Source organism: Escherichia sp. B1147 (genome assembly GCF_001660175.1).
Lineage (GTDB): Bacteria > Pseudomonadota > Gammaproteobacteria > Enterobacterales > Enterobacteriaceae > Escherichia > Escherichia whittamii.
Map to the genome: position 1 here is coordinate 324,047 of NZ_LFHY01000011.1, position 19,064 is coordinate 343,110.

A 19,064-nucleotide genomic window follows, 5' to 3' on the forward strand; every position below is an offset into this window, starting at 1 on the left:
TCTGAGTCATAATCCTTTCTCTATTCTTAATCATCACTCAACGTACCACAGAACGATTTTAGTGCATCGATGCTTAACCACCTGCGACGTAGAGTTGTTTGTCGATTATAGTGGTTTGTGCACGTTATCCGTCAGTGCAAACATGATGAATACTAATACAGCTGGATTATTTGAGTTTACATAGCCGTTCTTTGTCTGAAACAAAAAAACGGCCCCAGAAGGGACCGTTTATGTTGCCAGACAGCTCTACTGATTAAGCGGATTTCTTCGCTTTTTTCTCAGCTTTAGCCGGAGCAGCTTCTTTTTTCGCTGCAGTTTCACCTTCTACATAATCACGACCGTAGTAGGTATCCAGCAGAATCTGTTTCAGCTCGGAGATCAGCGGGTAACGCGGGTTAGCGCCGGTGCACTGGTCATCGAATGCATCTTCAGACAGTTTATCCACGTTCGCCAGGAAGTCTGCTTCCTGAACGCCAGCTTCACGGATAGATTTCGGAATACCCAGTTCAGCTTTCAGCGTTTCCAGCCATGCCAGCAGTTTCTCGATCTTCGCAGCAGTACGGTCGCCCGGTGCGCTCAGACCCAGGTGGTCGGCAATTTCAGCATAACGACGACGTGCTTGCGGACGGTCGTACTGGCTGAATGCAGTCTGCTTGGTCGGGTTGTCATTCGCGTTGTAGCGGATAACGTTACAAATCAGCAGGGCGTTTGCCAGGCCATGCGGAATGTGGAACTGGGAGCCGAGTTTATGTGCCATTGAGTGACATACACCCAGGAAGGCGTTAGCAAACGCGATACCAGCGATAGTTGCTGCACTGTGAACACGTTCACGCGCTACCGGGTTTTTAGAACCTTCGTGGTAGGACGCTGGCAGATATTCTTTCAGCAGTTTCAGCGCCTGCAGAGCCTGACCATCAGAGAACTCAGAAGCCAGTACAGAAACATAAGCTTCCATGGCGTGAGTGACTGCGTCCAGACCACCGAAAGCACACAGGGACTTCGGCATATCCATAACCAGGTTGGCGTCAACAATCGCCATATCCGGGGTCAGTGCATAGTCTGCCAGCGGATATTTCTGACCTGTTGCGTCGTCGGTTACAACCGCAAACGGAGTAACTTCAGAACCTGTACCGGAAGTGGTGGTGACGGCGATCATTTTCGCTTTCACGCCCATTTTCGGGAACTTGTAGATACGTTTACGGATATCCATAAAGCGCAGCGCCAGTTCTTCGAAGTGAGTTTCTGGATGTTCGTACATAACCCACATGATTTTCGCGGCGTCCATCGGGGAACCACCACCCAGCGCGATGATCACGTCTGGTTTGAAGGAGTTCGCCAGTTCGGCACCTTTACGAACGATGCTCAGAGTCGGGTCAGCTTCAACTTCGAAGAAAACTTCAGTTTCTACGCCAGCTGCTTTCAGTACAGAAGTGATCTGGTCAGCATAGCCGTTGTTGAACAGGAAGCGGTCAGTCACGATGAGCGCACGTTTGTGGCCATCAGTAATCACTTCATCCAGCGCGATTGGCAGAGAGCCACGGCGGAAGTAGATAGATTTCGGAAGTTTGTGCCACAACATGTTTTCAGCTCGCTTAGCAACGGTTTTCTTGTTGATCAGGTGTTTTGGACCAACGTTTTCAGAGATGGAGTTACCACCCCAGGAACCACAACCCAGAGTCAGGGAAGGCGCGAGTTTGAAGTTATACAGGTCACCGATACCGCCCTGAGAAGCCGGGGTATTGATCAGGATACGGGCAGTTTTCATTTTCTGACCGAAGTAAGAAACGCGTGCCGGCTGGTTATCCTGGTCGGTGTACAGGCAAGATGTGTGACCGATACCGCCCATAGCAACCAGTTTCTCTGCTTTCTCTACCGCGTCTTCGAAATCTTTCGCACGGTACATTGCCAGAGTCGGGGACAGTTTTTCATGAGCGAACGGTTCGCTTTCATCAACAACAGTCACTTCACCGATCAAAATCTTAGTGTTTTCTGGTACAGAGAAGCCTGCCAGTTCAGCAATTTTATAAGCTGGCTGACCAACGATAGCTGCGTTCAGCGCGCCATTTTTCAGGATAACGTCCTGAACAGCTTTCAGCTCTTTGCCCTGCAGCATGTAGCCGCCGTGGGTGGCAAAACGCTCACGTACAGCATCATAGACAGAATCAACAACAACAACAGACTGTTCAGAAGCACAGATTACGCCGTTGTCGAAGGTTTTGGACATCAGTACGGATGCAACTGCGCGTTTGATATCAGCAGTTTCATCAATAACAACCGGGGTGTTGCCTGCGCCTACACCGATCGCCGGTTTACCGGAGCTGTATGCGGCTTTAACCATGCCTGGACCACCGGTCGCAAGGATCAGGTTAATGTCAGGGTGGTGCATCAGTGCGTTGGAGAGTTCAACAGACGGTTGATCGATCCAGCCAATCAGATCTTTTGGTGCACCAGCAGCGATAGCAGCCTGCAGAACGATATCAGCAGCTTTGTTGGTTGCATCTTTAGCACGCGGGTGTGGTGAGAAAATGATGGCGTTACGAGTCTTCAGGCTAATCAGAGATTTGAAGATAGCGGTTGAAGTCGGGTTAGTTGTTGGAACGATACCGCAGATAATACCGATTGGTTCAGCGATAGTGATGGTGCCGAAAGTGTCGTCTTCAGACAGAACACCGCAGGTCTTTTCATCTTTATAGGCGTTATAGATATATTCAGAAGCAAAGTGGTTTTTGATCACTTTATCTTCAACGATACCCATGCCGGATTCGGCAACGGCCATTTTTGCGAGTGGGATTCGAGCATCTGCGGCAGCCAGAGCGGCGGCGCGGAAGATTTTGTCTACTTGCTCTTGAGTGAAACTGGCATATTCACGCTGGGCTTTTTTTACACGCTCTACGAGTGCGTTAAGTTCAGCGACATTAGTAACAGCCATAATGCTCTCCTGATAATGTTAAACTTTTTTAGTAAATCATCTGCTCGAATACGAGAGTATAGTCAGTGCGATGATGATTTGCTTAACCTTTGAAAATCAAAATCTTACTTGTGCTCACACTCACTGTGATTTACTAAAAGAGTTTAAACATTAGAGTTATTAATCTCTAATGCGTCACTTCCAGGTGGCGTAAGCAAGATTACTCACTTCTGGGTACCGATTAAGTGATCCAGATCAAGATTTCGCGAAGCTGACACCTTTCAGCTCCGCTTTTAGCCATAATAGCTAATGGTTAATAAATTGTAGTATTAATTGTTGGCTACCTTAGCATGTTTTGTACGACTAGATAACAATAATGAATGATAGGAATTTTAGATAGTTAGGAGGTGAAAAATGCTGACAAAAGGCGTATTGTCAGCACGTATTTTTACCCTTGTTCAAAGATAACATTATCCGGCTTTTGCTTCGGAGCTAACCGTGATTCAGACACTTTTTGATTTTCCCGTTTATTTTAAGTTTTTCATCGGGTTATTTGCGCTGGTTAACCCGGTAGGGATCATCCCCGTGTTCATCAGTATGACCAGCTATCAGACAGCGGCAGCGAGAAACAAAACAAATCTGACCGCCAACTTGTCGGTAGCCATTATTTTGTGGATCGCACTGTTTCTCGGCGACACGATTCTGCAACTTTTTGGAATATCTATTGATTCATTCCGCATCGCGGGCGGCATACTGGTCGTGACAATTGCAATGTCGATGATCAGCGGTAAGCTTGGCGAGGATAAACAGAACAAACAAGAAAAATCAGAAACCGCAATTCGTGAAAGCATTGGTGTTGTACCGCTCGCATTACCTCTGATGGCAGGACCAGGGGCAATCAGTTCAACCATCGTATGGGGAACGCGTTATCACAGCGTCGGTTATCTGTTCGGTTTTTTTGTGGCAATCGCGCTGTTCGCTTTATGTTGCTGGGGTTTATTCCGTATGGCTCCCTGGCTGGTGAGGGTTCTGCGTCAGACAGGCATCAACGTCATTACCCGTATTATGGGGTTATTGCTAATGGCATTAGGGATTGAATTTATCGTCAATGGTATCAAAGGGATTTTCCCTGGTCTGCTCAATTAATTCCTTTCATATGAAACGGAGTCACGATGCTCCGTTTCTTTCATCATTATTTCTACTTAAACCAACACAGTTAACAAAAGAAATAGATAATTTTTTCAATTTTACAGATAGTTATAAGACTATCCTTATCTGGTGATCTGCATCATCATGTTATTTTCATCACATCATAATCCAGGGCCTTGCTGAAGAATAATTGAAATGATATTAGTAATTCTACTGCCTTTGGCAGAGAAAAGTGCTAAATAGTATTCAATTGTTAAATTATTGTGTGTATTTCTATTTGGGCTGTAACCAGAAAAGATAGTACGACATTCCATAATCTTATCTCTTTGTTTTTAAATAATTTTATTTGTTTTGTGATGAGGTGTATACGTACTGTTATGGTTAGAAAAGAGAATTGCGTAACAATTTTGCAAAATGTATTGGCGAGCAAGAAGGGCATTTGATACTTTTCGGCCAACCGTCTGGCGATTTTTATTGGCAATGAGAATTATTTGCAATTAAAAGACGCTGCAAAAAATAATGTGTCTCGACAGGGGAGACACAGTAAGAATCGACATAAGGTGGTCATCTGAATCACCAGAATAAATAAAGTCGGTGATAGCAATGAGTAACGATAAAGCAACCTGACAGTAAAAAGTCTCCGAGCTGTACAGGTATCCTAATCCGGGATAACACATGCTGGTAAAAACCAGTAATTATAATGAGGGAGTCCAAAACACAATGACCAACATCACCAAGAGAAGTTTAGTGGCAGCAGGCGTTCTGGCTGCGCTTATGGCAGGGAATATCGCACTGGCAGCTGATGTACCCGCAGGTGTCACACTGGCGGAAAAACAAACGCTGGTTCGCAACAATGGTTCTGAAGTTCAGTCATTAGATCCGCACAAAATTGAAGGGGTTCCTGAGTCTAATATCAGCCGTGACCTGTTTGAAGGTTTGCTGGTTAGCGATCTTGATGGTCATCCGGCCCCTGGCGTGGCTGAATCCTGGGACAACAAAGACGCTAAAGTCTGGACGTTCCACCTGCGTAAAGATGCTAAATGGTCCGACGGCACGCCGGTCACGGCACAAGACTTTGTGTATAGCTGGCAACGTTCGGTTGATCCGAATACTGCATCTCCCTACGCAAGCTACTTACAATACGGGCATATCGCGGGTATTGATGAAATACTGGAAGGGAAGAAACCGATTACCGATCTCGGTGTTAAAGCCCTCGATGACCACACATTAGAAGTCACCTTAAGTGAACCTGTTCCGTACTTCTATAAGTTACTGGTTCACCCGTCTACTTCCCCGGTGCCAAAAGCCGCCATTGAGAAATTTGGCGAAAAATGGACCCAGCCAGGCAACATCGTTACTAACGGCGCCTATACATTAAAAGATTGGGTCGTTAACGAACGTATCGTTCTTGAGCGCAGCCCGACCTACTGGAATAACGCTAAAACGGTAATTAACCAGGTGACCTATTTACCGATCGCTTCTGAAGTCACCGATGTTAACCGCTATCGTAGTGGCGAAATCGATATGACTTATAACAACATGCCGATCGAACTGTTCCAGAAACTGAAAAAAGAAATCCCGGACGAAGTTCATGTTGATCCATATCTGTGCACTTACTATTACGAGATTAACAACCAGAAACCGCCATTCAATGATGTACGTGTTCGTACCGCACTGAAACTGGGCATGGATCGCGATATCATTGTTAATAAAGTCAAAGCGCAGGGTGATATGCCGGCCTATGGTTACACACCGCCATATACTGATGGTGCAAAACTGACGCAACCAGAATGGTTTGGCTGGAGCCAGGAAAAACGTAACGAAGAAGCGAAAAAACTGCTGGCAGAAGCGGGCTATACCGCAGACAAACCGCTAACGATTAATCTGTTATATAACACGTCCGATCTGCATAAAAAGCTGGCGATTGCCGCCTCTTCACTGTGGAAGAAAAATATCGGCGTGAACGTTAAATTGGTTAACCAGGAATGGAAAACATTCCTCGATACCCGCCACCAGGGCACATTTGATGTGGCCCGCGCAGGCTGGTGTGCAGACTATAATGAACCAACTTCCTTCCTGAACACCATGTTGTCGAACAGTTCGATGAACACCGCGCATTATAAGAGTCCGGCCTTTGACAGCATTATGGCGGAAACCCTGAAAGCTACAGACGAGGCGCAACGCACGGCGCTGTACACGAAAGCAGAGCAACAGTTGGATAAAGATTCGGCCATTGTTCCGGTTTATTACTACGTGAACGCGCGTCTGGTAAAACCGTGGGTTGGGGGCTATACAGGAAAAGATCCGTTGGATAATACTTACACCCGAAATATGTACATTGTGAAGCACTAATGGCAATGCGTGGGGCAGGTGTATCCTGCTCCACGGTGTCTGCTTTTTATCGCATTACAGAAGGCACAGGCCAGAAGGTACGGCAATGTTAAAATTTATTCTACGTCGCTGTCTGGAAGCGATTCCGACGCTATTTATTCTCATTACTATTTCGTTCTTTATGATGCGTCTCGCGCCGGGGAGTCCCTTTACCGGCGAGCGTACGTTACCGCCAGAAGTAATGGCTAATATTGAAGCGAAATATCATCTTAATGATCCAATCATGACGCAGTATTTCAGCTATCTGAAACAACTGGCTCATGGCGATTTTGGTCCTTCATTTAAATATAAAGATTATTCGGTCAATGATCTGGTGGCGTCTAGCTTTCCGGTTTCGGCAAAATTAGGGGCTGCTGCGTTTTTACTTGCGGTTGTGTTGGGCGTTAGCGCGGGGGTTATTGCCGCATTAAAACAAAACACCAAATGGGACTATACCGTCATGGGATTGGCTATGACGGGAGTGGTTATACCAAGCTTTGTCGTTGCGCCGTTATTAGTCATGATATTCGCGATCATTTTGCATTGGCTACCGGGCGGTGGCTGGAATGGTGGGGCGCTGAAATTTATGATCCTACCGATGGTTGCCTTATCACTGGCATATATCGCCAGTATTGCGCGCATTACGCGTGGATCAATGATTGAAGTTTTACACTCCAACTTCATTCGTACCGCACGCGCGAAAGGTCTGCCCATGCGGCGCATTATTTTTCGCCACGCATTAAAGCCTGCGTTGCTACCGGTGCTTTCTTATATGGGACCCGCATTTGTTGGCATTATCACCGGTTCTATGGTTATCGAAACCATTTACGGTTTGCCGGGCATCGGGCAATTGTTTGTTAATGGTGCGTTGAACCGTGACTATTCATTGGTGTTAAGCCTGACCATTCTGGTTGGTGCTTTAACCATTCTGTTCAATGCTATTGTCGATGTGTTGTATGCGGTTATCGACCCGAAAATCCGTTACTGATACTGGAGCTCGCGATGATGTTAAGTAAGAAAAACAGCGAGACGCTGGAGAATTTCAGTGAAAAGCTGGAGGTCGAAGGCCGCAGCCTATGGCAGGACGCACGTCGACGTTTTATGCATAACCGTGCAGCAGTGGCCAGTCTGATTGTACTGGTACTTATTGCACTGTTTGTTATCCTGGCGCCGATGCTCTCGCAATTTGCCTATGACGACACCGACTGGGCGATGATGTCCAGCGCCCCGGATATGGAATCCGGTCACTACTTTGGTACCGACTCTTCCGGTCGCGATCTGCTGGTGCGCGTTGCAATTGGTGGGCGCATCTCATTAATGGTTGGTGTTGCTGCTGCGCTGGTGGCAGTAGTCGTAGGAACGCTTTACGGTTCGCTTTCCGGTTATCTTGGCGGCAAGGTGGATTCGGTAATGATGCGTCTGCTGGAAATCCTCAACTCCTTTCCATTCATGTTCTTCGTCATTTTGTTGGTGACCTTTTTCGGTCAAAACATCCTGCTGATTTTCGTGGCGATTGGGATGGTTTCCTGGCTGGACATGGCACGTATCGTGCGTGGTCAAACCCTTAGTCTGAAGCGCAAAGAGTTTATTGAGGCGGCACAAGTTGGCGGTGTATCTACGCCCGGCATTGTGATTCGCCACATTGTGCCGAACGTGCTTGGTGTGGTGGTGGTCTATGCCTCTCTGCTGGTACCCAGCATGATCCTCTTTGAGTCTTTTCTTAGCTTCCTGGGACTGGGTACGCAAGAGCCGTTAAGCAGTTGGGGCGCATTGCTTAGTGATGGCGCGAACTCGATGGAAGTCTCTCCGTGGTTGCTGCTATTTCCGGCAGGTTTCCTTGTGGTGACACTGTTTTGTTTCAACTTTATCGGCGATGGCTTGCGTGATGCCCTCGACCCGAAAGATCGTTAAGGAGTGCAGCCATGAGCGTAATTGAAACTGCAACCGTGCCGCTCGCACAGCAACAGGCTGACGCACTGCTGAACGTGAAAGATTTGCGAGTGACATTTAGCACCCCGGACGGCGACGTCACGGCGGTCAATGATTTAAATTTTTCCCTGCGTGCCGGGGAAACGCTGGGTATCGTTGGCGAATCCGGTTCCGGTAAGTCGCAAACCGCGTTTGCTTTAATGGGACTGCTGGCAGCTAACGGACGCATTGGCGGATCGGCAACCTTTAATGGGCGCGAAATCCTCAATCTGCCAGAACGTGAACTTAATAAACTGCGCGCTGAACAAATTTCGATGATTTTTCAGGACCCGATGACCTCGTTAAATCCCTACATGCGCGTCGGCGAGCAGTTGATGGAAGTGCTGATGCTGCATAAAGATATGGGTAGGGCTGAAGCGTTTGAAGAATCGGTACGAATGCTCGATGCGGTGAAAATGCCAGAAGCGCGTAAGCGCATGAAGATGTTCCCTCATGAGTTTTCTGGCGGCATGCGTCAGCGTGTGATGATTGCGATGGCGTTACTGTGTCGACCTAAATTGCTGATTGCCGATGAACCCACTACTGCGCTGGACGTGACCGTACAGGCGCAGATCATGACGCTATTGAATGAACTGAAGCGGGAATTTAATACTGCCATTATCATGATCACGCACGATCTCGGCGTGGTAGCGGGGATCTGTGACAAAGTGCTGGTAATGTACGCTGGGCGCACGATGGAATATGGCAACGCGCGCGATGTCTTTTATGAGCCCGTTCATCCTTATTCTATTGGTTTACTCAATGCGGTGCCGCGTCTTGATGCGGAAGGTGAAACGATGTTGACCATCCCGGGTAACCCGCCAAACCTGCTACGTTTGCCGAAAGGTTGCCCGTTCCAGCCGCGTTGTCCGTATGCGATGGAGATTTGCAGTAGCGCGCCACCGCTGGAAGAGTTCACGCCCGGTCGTCTGCGTGCCTGCTTTAAACCGGTGGAGGAACTGTTATGAATGCTGTAACCGAAGGAAGAAAAGTCCTCCTCGAAATCGCCGACCTGAAAGTGCACTTTGAGATCAAAGACGGTAAACAGTGGTTCTGGCAACCCGCAAAAACGCTGAAAGCGGTCGATGGCGTTACGCTTCGCCTGTACGAAGGAGAAACATTAGGTGTCGTAGGGGAATCGGGATGCGGAAAGTCCACCTTTGCCCGTGCCATCATCGGTTTGGTCAAAGCCACTGACGGTCGTGTTGCCTGGTTAGGTAAAGAGTTGCTGGGCATGAAACCCGATCAATGGCGTGCCGTCCGCAGTGATATTCAGATGATTTTCCAGGATCCGTTGGCGTCGTTGAATCCACGTATGACCATCGGTGAGATTATTGCTGAACCGTTGCGTACTTATCATCCGAAAATGTCACGTCAGGAAGTTCGCGAACGCGTGAAATCGATGATGATGAAAGTTGGGTTATTGCCTAACCTGATTAACCGTTATCCGCATGAGTTCTCAGGCGGTCAGTGTCAGCGTATCGGGATTGCGCGTGCGCTGATCCTCGAACCGAAGCTGATTATCTGCGACGAACCGGTGTCGGCCCTGGATGTGTCAATACAGGCGCAGGTGGTGAATTTACTCCAGCAGCTGCAACGTGAGATGGGATTGTCATTAATCTTTATCGCTCACGATCTGGCCGTTGTAAAACACATTTCCGATCGTGTACTGGTGATGTATCTCGGCCATGCGGTAGAGTTAGGGACATATGATGAGGTCTACCACAATCCGTTGCATCCCTATACCAAAGCATTGATGTCGGCAGTTCCCATTCCAGATCCTGATTTGGAGAAGAATAAATCTATCCAGTTACTGGAAGGGGAATTACCGTCGCCCATCAACCCGCCTTCTGGTTGTGTGTTCCGCACTCGTTGCCCGATTGCCGGTCCGGAGTGTGCCAAAACACGGCCAGTACTGGAGGGAAGTTTCAGACATGCCGTTTCTTGCCTGAAAGTCGATCCGCTTTAAAACAAAAAGGGCTGACAACCGTCAGCCCTTTATCACGCCCAAAGCGATTATTTATTCGCGCCAGATGATATGGCAAAGTTTGTGATCTTTTTCGCGGCATAACAAAATACGGGCGAAAATATCGTTGATTTCGCCGTCTTCACTGTCCGCCAGACCAATCACCACTTCGGCAAAGAAGTCTGGATTCAGATCGTAATCCACATGTTCCAGCCAGTCTTCCGCCGGATCGAATAACTCTGCGCCGCCGCGTTCTTCAAACTGAAGATTGAACAGCAGAATATCAGCCGGATCGAGATTATCAGCGGCCAGTTCGAGAAAAATATCATAGGCCTGCTCAAGCGTTTCATCTTCAGTCAGGCGATTGTTTAAATCCATATCCATAGTCACTACCTGTTTAACATCTGTTGGCCACGTTTTACAGTAACGGACTGAAGAAGTAAAACAGTCGCTCGGCGACACGCTGCCAGAGTGGACGTTTTAACCACAGCCGCTCATCAAGCAGACGCGAGCGCGAGATATAGTCGTCCTGAACGGCAGCCAGATCGGCCCCAAAACCTTTATCGTCGATAGCCAGCGTGATTTCAAAATTCAGCCATAGACTACGCATATCGAGATTAACGGTGCCAACCAGACTTAATTCGCCATCGACCAGCACGCTCTTGGTATGCAGTAACCCACCTTCAAACTGATAAATTTTAACCCCAGCAGCAAGTAGTTCAGTAAAGAATGCGCGACTGGCCCAGCCTACCAGCATTGAGTCATTTTTCCGGGGCAGAATAATACTGACATCAACCCCGCGTTGCGCCGCCGTGCAGATTGCGTGAAGTAAGTCATCGCTGGGGACGAAGTAGGGCGTCGTCATTATTAAATATTCCCGAGCTGAATAAGCGGCAGTCAGCAAAGCCTGGTGGATCAGGTCTTCCGGGAAACCTGGGCCGGAAGCGATGGTATGAATCGTATGACCGCTGGCCTGCTCAAACGGCATAATATTGACATCAGGCGGTGGTGGTAAAATACGTTTCCCCGTCTCAATCTCCCAGTCGCAAGAGTAGATAATTCCCATCGCGGTGGCGATAGGGCCTTCCATGCGTGCCATCAGATCAATCCATTGTCCTACGCCCGCATCCTGTTTGAAGAAACGGGGATCGACCATATTCATGCTACCGGTATAGGCGATGTAGTTATCGATCATGATCATCTTGCGGTGCTGGCGAAGGTCCATGCGGCGTAAGAATACGCGCATCAGGTTAACCTTTAAGGATTCGACTACTTCGATACCGGCATTTCGCATTAACTCTGGCCACGGGCTACGGAAAAAAGCAACACTCCCCGCAGAATCGAGCATTAATCGGCAATGAATACCGCGTCGTGCGGCGGCCATCAACGATTCTGCCACCTGGTCTGCCATACCGCCTGGTTGCCAGATATAAAACACCATCTCAATGTTATGGCGAGCGAGTTGAATGTCGCGGATTAACGCCTGCATCACATCATCAGACTCGGTCATCAGTTGCAGCTGATTACCCTTGACCCCGGCGATCCCCTGACGACGCTCGCAGAGTTTGAATAACGGCCCAGCGACGCTGCTATTTTCTTCAGCAAAAATATGCTTACAGGCTTTAAGATCGTTAAGCCATTTTGCCGTGGAAGGCCACATCGCTCTGGCGCGTTCGGCGCGGCGTTTGCCTAAGTGAAGTTCGCCAACGGCCAGATAAGCAATAATGCCGACCAACGGCAGAATGTAAATGATCAACAGCCAGGCCATAGCGGAGGGAACAGCGCGTCGTTTCATTAGAATGCGTAAAGTTACGCCTGCAATGAGCAACCAGTATCCCAGAATGGCCAACCAACTCACCAACGTATAAACGGTTGTCATAGATTAGAAATCCTTTTGAAAGCGCATTGTTATGAGTTTACGCATATGGATTCATCTGGCAAATAAAAACGCGGTAAAAGCACTGGTCAGCGTCGGGACCGGGGGTATAATAACCGCTCTGTTATTGCATAGAGTAGTTAACATGAAGCGGAGTAGAACGGAAGTGGGGCGCTGGCGCATGCAGCGTCAGGCTAGCCGACGGAAATCGCGTTGGCTTGAGGGGCAGTCGCGCCGAAATATGCGTATCCACAGCATCAGGAAGTGCATTCTAAACAAACAGCGAAACTCGTTATTGTTTGCGATCTACAATATCTAAATGTTCTGGGCACCAACGCGGTGCCCATTAAGATTATTTTTCCGCCTTTAAAACCTATTTTTGCGCAGATTCAGTGTTGTCAGTTTTGGTTTCGTCGTCATTGTTATCGCTGAAAATGCCATGCCCGGAGTTCAGCAACATCGAGACGAGCATATCATTATTAATTTCTTCGCCATTGAGAATACGCGCCAGTATCTCGCTACCAAATAGCTGCGGTGAAAGAATGATATCCGGATGCACCATCTTAATCTTATTCAGGTTTTTGCTATCACTGACGGCAAGCACGGTTTTAACATCTTTGCTCATATCTTTAGCCGACAGAACGACAAAAGCGTTATCAGCGTCATTATCACTTAACGCCAGAATAGCCCGGCAGTGATCAATTCCCGCTTTCTTTAATACCGAACTGTCATTACTGTCTCCGGGAATAACATCAGCATTGTCGCCTAATCGTTGCTCAAGTTGTTTGATGTCATCTTCTGGTAAGTTGCTGATAACAGTTACGTTTTGTCCACGTTGATTCAGTTGCAGAATCGTGTTGATTGCCAGAATAGAGTGCCCGCAAACAATAAAGTGATCTTTACGATGCATTGTATGATTATTTCCTTTCACAAGTTTATTGAATCCTCCGCGGATAAGCGGGCCGAAAATCGAGGTCATGGAGGTGGCAAAAACGGTAATACCGGAAATAATGACCGAAATAGTAAACAGGCGCGCTGATTCAGAAACCGGGACGATATCGCCGTATCCCACGGTCGACATAGTCTCTATCGAAAAATAGAACGCGGTCATTAGGCTCTCTATTCGCGGGTTAAAACCTTCGCTTAAATAAAGTGCGCCGTAGGTAGAGTAAAACAGTAACGTCGTAAAACTAATAAAAGCAAAAATTGTCCCGGCTGCGGCGCTACTGTGGGAGAAGTCTTTGCGCAGTATCAGCAAAAACACCAGCGTAAAAATGCAAAAACCAATGCTGAATTTCAGCCAGGGATAAAAGTGCAAGGTGTAAATCAGCGTTATCAGCAATAAAATGATACTGATAGCCCATGCCAGCTTTGCCCGGAACAGTAAGCCAATAGAGTTCAGGACAAGAAAGACGCCAAGCATAAATAGTGGGGCGTTGGCCAGCAAGGAGAGATCCAACTCTGAAAATGCTTTGATATGAAAAATATCGAGCAGATTGACCGACATGCCATAGATTGTTTTAAAAATAAGCAATCCATTTAAAAGGACCGCCAGCGCGATAACATCGTGCCGCAGGGTCACCCATAAATTTACCGCTGTTTGCTTGAATGTAGCCCAGTGACTCACTGATACCTCTGTAACCACAATTTTGTTTAATTATTTTCACGCGAACAGAATGTGAAAAAACATGCAGCACGTGAATGTGTTAAACCATAGTAGATGACTTTATCCGCAGCAATCAAAGGTTTTGATTGATCAATACCGTGTCAGGCAGAGAAATTTTGTCATTTTTCGGCGGAGATGCCGAGGGTATATAGGGAGATACAGATAAAGTTATTATCTGTTTGTGGTGGTGGATTGGGACATTGGTAAATATAAAGAAATAACAAGAGCACGGTTTCTGTCACCGCGCCCCTGGACGTTGATATTCAGAACACTTTCTTAAAGGGTTTCACGGAAACTTGCTCATAGACACCCGCCGCCACGTACGGATCGGCGTCTGCCCAGGCCTGGGCTGCTTCCAGCGATTCAAATTCAGCAATAACGGTTGAGCCAGTGAATCCTGCAGCACCTGGATCGTTACTGTCTACCGCTGGCATTGGACCGGCAGTCAGCAGACGCCCTTCATCATGCAGTAACTGCAAACGCGCTAAATGTGCCGGACGAACGGAAAGGCGTTTTTCGAGGCTATCGGCTTTGTCTTGAGCGTAAATAACATACAACACGGGCACAACTCCTTGTTCGGAAAAGTTATAAAGTACGTTATTTGAAAGGGCGAAGATCTGCAACGGAAAGATGATGTCTTTGTTAAGGCTGCACTAAAAGTAAGGTTAATAGCGCCAAAAATTGCGTTTTCACTGATCCTGATCGCCTTGCCTTATTGAATATGATTGCTATTTGCATTTAAAATCGAGGCCTGGTTTTTTTACTGAAACGATTATGACTTCAATGACCCTTGATTTACCTCGCCGCTTTCCCTGGCCGACATTACTTTCGGTCTGCATTCATGGTGCTGTTGTGGCGGGTCTACTCTATACCTCGGTACATCAGGTTATTGAACTACCTGCGCCCGCGCAGCCGATTTCTGTCACCATGGTTGCCCCGGCTGAACTTGAGCCGCCTCAAGCCGTTCAACCGCCGCCGGAACCCGTGGTGGAGCCTGAGCCGGAGCCTGAGCCGATACCAGAACCGCCAAAAGAAGCACCGGTGGTCATTGAAAAGCCGAAGCCGAAACCTAAGCCAAAACCGAAGCCGGTGAAAAAGGTGCAGGAACAGCCCAAACGCGATGTTAAACCGGTCGAGTCGCGTCCGGCGTCACCGTTTGAAAATACGGCACCTGCGCGCCCGACATCAAGCACAGCAACGGCAGCAACCAGCAAGCCGGTAACAAGTGTGGCGTCTGGTCCCCGGGCATTAAGCCGTAATCAGCCGCAGTATCCGGCGCGCGCGCAGGCACTACGCATTGAAGGGCAGGTTAAAGTTAAATTTGACGTCACGCCGGATGGGCGCGTGGATAACGTACAAATTCTTTCAGCCAAACCGGCGAACATGTTTGAACGCGAAGTGAAAAACGCGATGCGCAGATGGCGTTATGAGCCGGGCAAACCCGGAAGTGGGATTGTGGTGAACATTCTGTTTAAAATTAACGGCACCACCGAAATTCAATAACCAGAAAATCAAAAGCCTCCAGCCTGGAGGCTTTTGATTATTACTCTACAGGTAAGACACGAGGCTTTCCTTCTGGGTCGACGGCAACATACTTAAATAACGCTTCTGTCGCTTTATAGCGCTGCCCAATTGGTTCAGACGCCACTTTCTTCACCCATACTTCAATATTAATGCTGACTGATGTCGTCCCTTTTTGGACACAGCGCGCATAGCAGCACACCACATCACCAACCGCAACTGGCCGTAAGAAAGTCATTCCTTCAACCCGCACGGTCACGACACGACCGTGGGCAATTTCTTTTGCCAGAATGGCACCGCCAATATCCATCTGCGACATCAACCAACCACCAAAGATATCGCCATTGGCATTGGTATCGGCAGGCATGGCTAAAGTACGTAAAACAAGATCGCCCTGAGGGACGTTAGGTGTTGTAGACATGGTAAAACCGACATAAAAGGAAAATCACAGGCGCGATGCTACTATGATTTTCCAAATGAGAACAGAGGAGATACAGTGTGGCAGTTCCAACAGGAAGGTCTATTTCAATCTGACCAATGGAGTTGGTAAATGTTTTGCTGGCGACCATCCCAAAGAAATACAATTTAATAAGCTGTGTTCCTAAAGCACAACAGTGGCAAATCACGGCGACAGTTCGAAAAATATGTTCAGAACGCACTTCTTTCCAGGGGGAGACACCAAAGAAAGAAGAGATTGTGCTCGCAAGCAACGTCGAGTTGGAGGGACCAGTCGAACTCCCTCGTCATTACGAACTTCCTATAGGTGGCCGTCTTCCAGATTATCCGGTTGAGCGGCACATATCGCCAGAAATGGCAAAGTATTTTGACTTACGATACTGTGTCGAAGGTAAGCACGCCTATGTAGATCCGTACACAGAGGAGTTTGCGGATAACAAACGGGTCAAAGTCAACAGTGACGGCAATTTCGTTAATGATGTGTCAGGAAAAAAGTATTTATCAGACCGGGATACGCACTAAATTTGCTGAGGATAATAGTGGCTACCTGAGCGCCAACTATAGCCACGGATCTGATGTTGAATCTCCGTGGCGTACAGCGGCAAGCATTAACTGATTTTTTTAAATAATCGGGGATGGCGGCGATTTGCATATTGCCGCTTCCCGGAAAGTGTTAGAAAACTGTATCATTCTCCTGATAGGTGCTTAACAGGCGATAACACATTTTTATTTTTCGCTCACGTACACATTGACCGAAAATGATTTAACTTCAGTATTGAAGTTGTCAGTCATAACAGCAAGGTAGGCATTCTTGGTATCTCTGAATTGCTTCAGGATGATTTGAACGTTATTAGAGCAAACAAATGTTGTCGCCAGATTGCCTCCTTTCTCTGAAAAATCTTTCAGGAAGGTACAATCAACTTCTCCACCATTGGCAGTGAATATAGCGTCATCACCTTGCCAGGTAAATGTTGCGTTAACGCCCTGATCAATTGATTTCGCAATGAGTCGCTGTGTTCCTGCAATCTGTGTATTATTCTTGGTTTTATTTTCTTTCGACGGAGCGTGATATTTGCCTTCTTGTTTCATTTCGGCAATGGCAGAGCAACTAGCTTTCTCTCCCTTATCACATGCAGCTTTATAAAGGTCACTTGCTTTCCGGTAGTCTTTTTTGACACCTAGACCGTTAAGATAGATGTAGGCAAGGTTGTTCATAGCATTTTCGCTACCTGCAGCAACCGCTTTTTCTAAATAGCTTCGTGCCTTTGCGTAGTCGCCTCTACCACCGATAGAATTTGTAAGCATAAATCCGAGATTAGTCATTGCTGGTACATAATCTAGGTCTGCTGCTTTTTGGTATAGTTGCCGTGCCATCCCATGATTTTGCTCCACACCTAGCCCATCCTCGTACATCTTTGCAAGATGATATATCGCTTTTGGTTCATGGTATCGTGAGGCTTTTTTATAGTAATCAAACGCTTTTTTATCATCTTTAGGAACTCCTTTCCCGAACTGATATAAAGTTCCCAAATAGACCATGGCGGAGGGATTTCCAACATCTTCCGCAAGTTTTAAGTATTTTTGGGCACGGTCAGGATCAGCTTTTCCGAGTAGTCCTTTATTATAGATGACACCCAAATTGTAATAAGCATTACCTTGCGCTACGTCTCCCGCCTTTTTAAAATAATCGGCTGCCTTAGCGATATCTAGTTCAACACCTTGTCCAAAAGCATACATTATTCCAAGTGCATTAAACGCTTCTTTATCGCCTTTTGATGATGCCTGCTTAAGCCATTTTAGGGCTTCGCCGTAGTTCTGATCAAAACCATTAATGCCCTTCATATAGTCGATGCCTAACTGGCTCTGGGCAGAGATATCCCCAGCTTCAGCAGCTTGTAGCAGCGTTTGCTTATCGTGGGCATGAACGCCCCCAGTTCCCAGTAAAAGCGATAGCATAAGTAAAGACGAAGGTTTTATGAGTTTCATATCTTCTTTTTTTCTAAAGATGTTACAAGTTGAACAATTAAGGCACAGCAAGCGCCATGCGAGTGAAAAAGGGTACTTTAATTTAGTTAGTCTGTCAGCTTTGTTAAGTTAGTTTATGGATGATAAAATTAACAGGAAACTAATTGCCATAAGAAATGATGAGTAATTTAACTATTGTGACGCTGCACGTGATTTGGTTAACTAATGTCTGCGATAAATATAAATAAAGGGAAGTCAAAATGAGCAAAAATAAGCTGGTTTTAACAGGAGCTTTATTATTTTATTTGCTTTAGTGGGTTGCAAGTCCACCGACGAGAAGGCTATTACTCTTGTAGTGGTCAACAAAAATTGGCCACGGCTTTAGAGTTTTTCCAGAACAATCGTTCTGATTCATTCGGCGTCAAACCACCGTTATATTGATGAGATCTGAGCTGGCTGTAATATCCCGTGATGTAGTTTGTCATCGCTGCGCTGGTTTTGCTAAAATTAGCGTATCCATTATCCGGTACCCACTCCGTTTTCAGGCTTCTAAAAAAACGTTCCATCGGGCTGTTATCCCAGCAATTTCCCCAGCGACTCAGGCTTTGTTTTATCTGATTTCTCCACAGTAACTGTCTGAAATTTCTACTGGTATAGTGGCTACCTTGATCCGAGTGATACAGCAAATTAGCGGGCTTTCCTCACGCTTCCCTGGCCATGGACACAGTGCAGAGTCCGGGAAAAATGATATCGCCCAGCCAACCGGTTTACGGGAAAACAGATCAAGCACAACGGCTAAATAAGCCCAACGTTTACCCGTCCAGATATAAGTCACATCGCCACACCAGACCTGATTAGGCTCTGTTACTGCAAACTGGCGATCTCTACGTGTTCCTTAGACGCCTTTCTATATCGATGGCCAGGCAGCTGACAGCTGATGAGATTAAGTTCTTTCATCAGTTTTGCTGCCCGCCAGCGACTCAGTTTTACGCCTTTAGTTGTGACCATCGCGGTAATATTACGTGCACCTGCGGAACCATTACTTTCGCGATAGCTTTCACGAACAAGGCTCAGTAATGCCACTTTCGTGGCGTCAGGCTTCCTGGGCTGCCGCCAGTATTTATAGCTGCTGCGATGAACCCCAAACACGCTGCATACAACGGCAACAGGAAACCGCGCCCTGAGTTTCTCAACTAATGAGAATTGTTCAGGGAGTCTG

15 protein-coding genes and 2 pseudogenes are annotated in these 19,064 nt (G+C 47.1%); 9 read left to right on the forward strand and 8 right to left on the reverse strand.

What is annotated here, in order from left to right; genetic code table 11:
* Positions 1 to 253: 253 nt before the first annotated feature.
* On the reverse strand, positions 254 to 2,929 hold the full coding sequence (gene adhE / locus A9180_RS11110) for a bifunctional acetaldehyde-CoA/alcohol dehydrogenase (protein WP_064528780.1): 2,676 nt from the start codon (positions 2,927 to 2,929) through the stop codon (positions 254 to 256).
* Between the two features lie 477 nt (positions 2,930 to 3,406).
* Here adhE and ychE point away from each other — a divergent pair, with 477 nt between their 5' ends.
* The 6 genes from ychE (at position 3,407) to oppF (ending at position 10,364) form a co-directional block, all read left to right on the forward strand.
* On the forward strand, positions 3,407 to 4,054 hold the full coding sequence (ychE, locus tag A9180_RS11115) for an NAAT family transporter YchE (protein WP_064528782.1): 648 nt from the start codon (positions 3,407 to 3,409) through the stop codon (positions 4,052 to 4,054).
* Positions 4,055 to 4,777: 723 nt separating this feature from the next.
* Positions 4,778 to 6,409 (forward strand): oligopeptide ABC transporter substrate-binding protein OppA, encoded by a 1,632-nt coding sequence (oppA, locus tag A9180_RS11120; protein WP_064528841.1) that lies wholly within the window; start codon positions 4,778 to 4,780, stop codon positions 6,407 to 6,409.
* A gap of 85 nt (positions 6,410 to 6,494) precedes the next feature.
* Complete coding sequence (gene oppB / locus A9180_RS11125) at positions 6,495 to 7,415, forward strand: oligopeptide ABC transporter permease OppB (protein WP_064528784.1); 921 nt, start codon at positions 6,495 to 6,497, stop codon at positions 7,413 to 7,415.
* A gap of 14 nt (positions 7,416 to 7,429) precedes the next feature.
* Positions 7,430 to 8,338: an oligopeptide ABC transporter permease OppC gene (oppC, locus tag A9180_RS11130; RefSeq protein WP_000979659.1), complete on the forward strand. Its 909-nt coding sequence runs from the start codon at positions 7,430 to 7,432 to the stop codon at positions 8,336 to 8,338.
* A gap of 11 nt (positions 8,339 to 8,349) precedes the next feature.
* Positions 8,350 to 9,363: a murein tripeptide/oligopeptide ABC transporter ATP-binding protein OppD gene (gene oppD / locus A9180_RS11135; protein WP_064528787.1), complete on the forward strand. Its 1,014-nt coding sequence runs from the start codon at positions 8,350 to 8,352 to the stop codon at positions 9,361 to 9,363.
* Positions 9,360 to 10,364, forward strand: a complete 1,005-nt coding sequence (oppF, locus tag A9180_RS11140) for a murein tripeptide/oligopeptide ABC transporter ATP-binding protein OppF (protein ID WP_064528789.1) — start codon at positions 9,360 to 9,362, stop codon at positions 10,362 to 10,364. Before oppD ends, oppF begins: the two co-directional genes overlap by 4 nt.
* Before the next feature lie 51 nt (positions 10,365 to 10,415).
* On the opposite strand, the gene A9180_RS11145 is transcribed toward oppF, so the two are convergent.
* Positions 10,416 to 10,745, reverse strand: a complete 330-nt coding sequence (locus tag A9180_RS11145; protein ID WP_064528790.1) for an HI1450 family dsDNA-mimic protein — start codon at positions 10,743 to 10,745, stop codon at positions 10,416 to 10,418.
* A 34-nt stretch (positions 10,746 to 10,779) separates the two neighbouring features.
* Positions 10,780 to 12,240 (reverse strand): cardiolipin synthase, encoded by a 1,461-nt coding sequence (gene cls / locus A9180_RS11150; protein ID WP_064528792.1) that lies wholly within the window; start codon positions 12,238 to 12,240, stop codon positions 10,780 to 10,782.
* 142 nt (positions 12,241 to 12,382) lie between these two features.
* On the opposite strand from cls, the gene A9180_RS24245 reads away from it, so the two are divergent.
* On the forward strand, positions 12,383 to 12,556 hold the full coding sequence (locus A9180_RS24245; RefSeq protein ID WP_001309467.1) for a YciY family protein: 174 nt from the start codon (positions 12,383 to 12,385) through the stop codon (positions 12,554 to 12,556).
* A 54-nt stretch (positions 12,557 to 12,610) separates the two neighbouring features.
* Here the strand turns inward: A9180_RS24245 and kch are convergent, their stop codons facing one another.
* On the reverse strand, positions 12,611 to 13,864 hold the full coding sequence (kch, locus tag A9180_RS11165) for a voltage-gated potassium channel protein (protein WP_064528799.1): 1,254 nt from the start codon (positions 13,862 to 13,864) through the stop codon (positions 12,611 to 12,613).
* Between the two features lie 302 nt (positions 13,865 to 14,166).
* Complete coding sequence (locus A9180_RS11170) at positions 14,167 to 14,463, reverse strand: YciI family protein (RefSeq protein WP_000967596.1); 297 nt, start codon at positions 14,461 to 14,463, stop codon at positions 14,167 to 14,169.
* A gap of 223 nt (positions 14,464 to 14,686) precedes the next feature.
* Between A9180_RS11170 and tonB the strand changes: the two genes are divergently transcribed.
* Positions 14,687 to 15,406 carry a TonB system transport protein TonB gene (gene tonB, locus A9180_RS11175; protein WP_064528843.1) on the forward strand — a complete coding sequence of 240 codons (720 nt, stop codon included), beginning with the start codon at positions 14,687 to 14,689 and terminating at the stop codon, positions 15,404 to 15,406.
* 40 nt (positions 15,407 to 15,446) lie between these two features.
* Here the strand turns inward: tonB and yciA are convergent, their stop codons facing one another.
* On the reverse strand, positions 15,447 to 15,845 hold the full coding sequence (yciA, locus tag A9180_RS11180) for an acyl-CoA thioester hydrolase YciA (RefSeq protein ID WP_064528801.1): 399 nt from the start codon (positions 15,843 to 15,845) through the stop codon (positions 15,447 to 15,449).
* Between the two features lie 76 nt (positions 15,846 to 15,921).
* Between yciA and A9180_RS22935 the strand changes: the two are divergent.
* Positions 15,922 to 16,306, forward strand: a pseudogene (locus tag A9180_RS22935) (DNA primase); the annotation flags it as partial.
* 300 nt (positions 16,307 to 16,606) lie between these two features.
* On the opposite strand, the gene A9180_RS11190 reads toward A9180_RS22935, so the two are convergent.
* Together A9180_RS11190 and A9180_RS22940 are read right to left on the reverse strand one after the other, a co-directional pair.
* A complete protein-coding gene (locus A9180_RS11190; protein ID WP_064528803.1) occupies positions 16,607 to 17,866 on the reverse strand; it encodes a tetratricopeptide repeat protein in 1,260 nt (419 codons plus the stop codon).
* Between the two features lie 338 nt (positions 17,867 to 18,204).
* Positions 18,205 to 19,064: pseudogene (locus A9180_RS22940) on the reverse strand (IS3 family transposase); the annotation flags it as partial.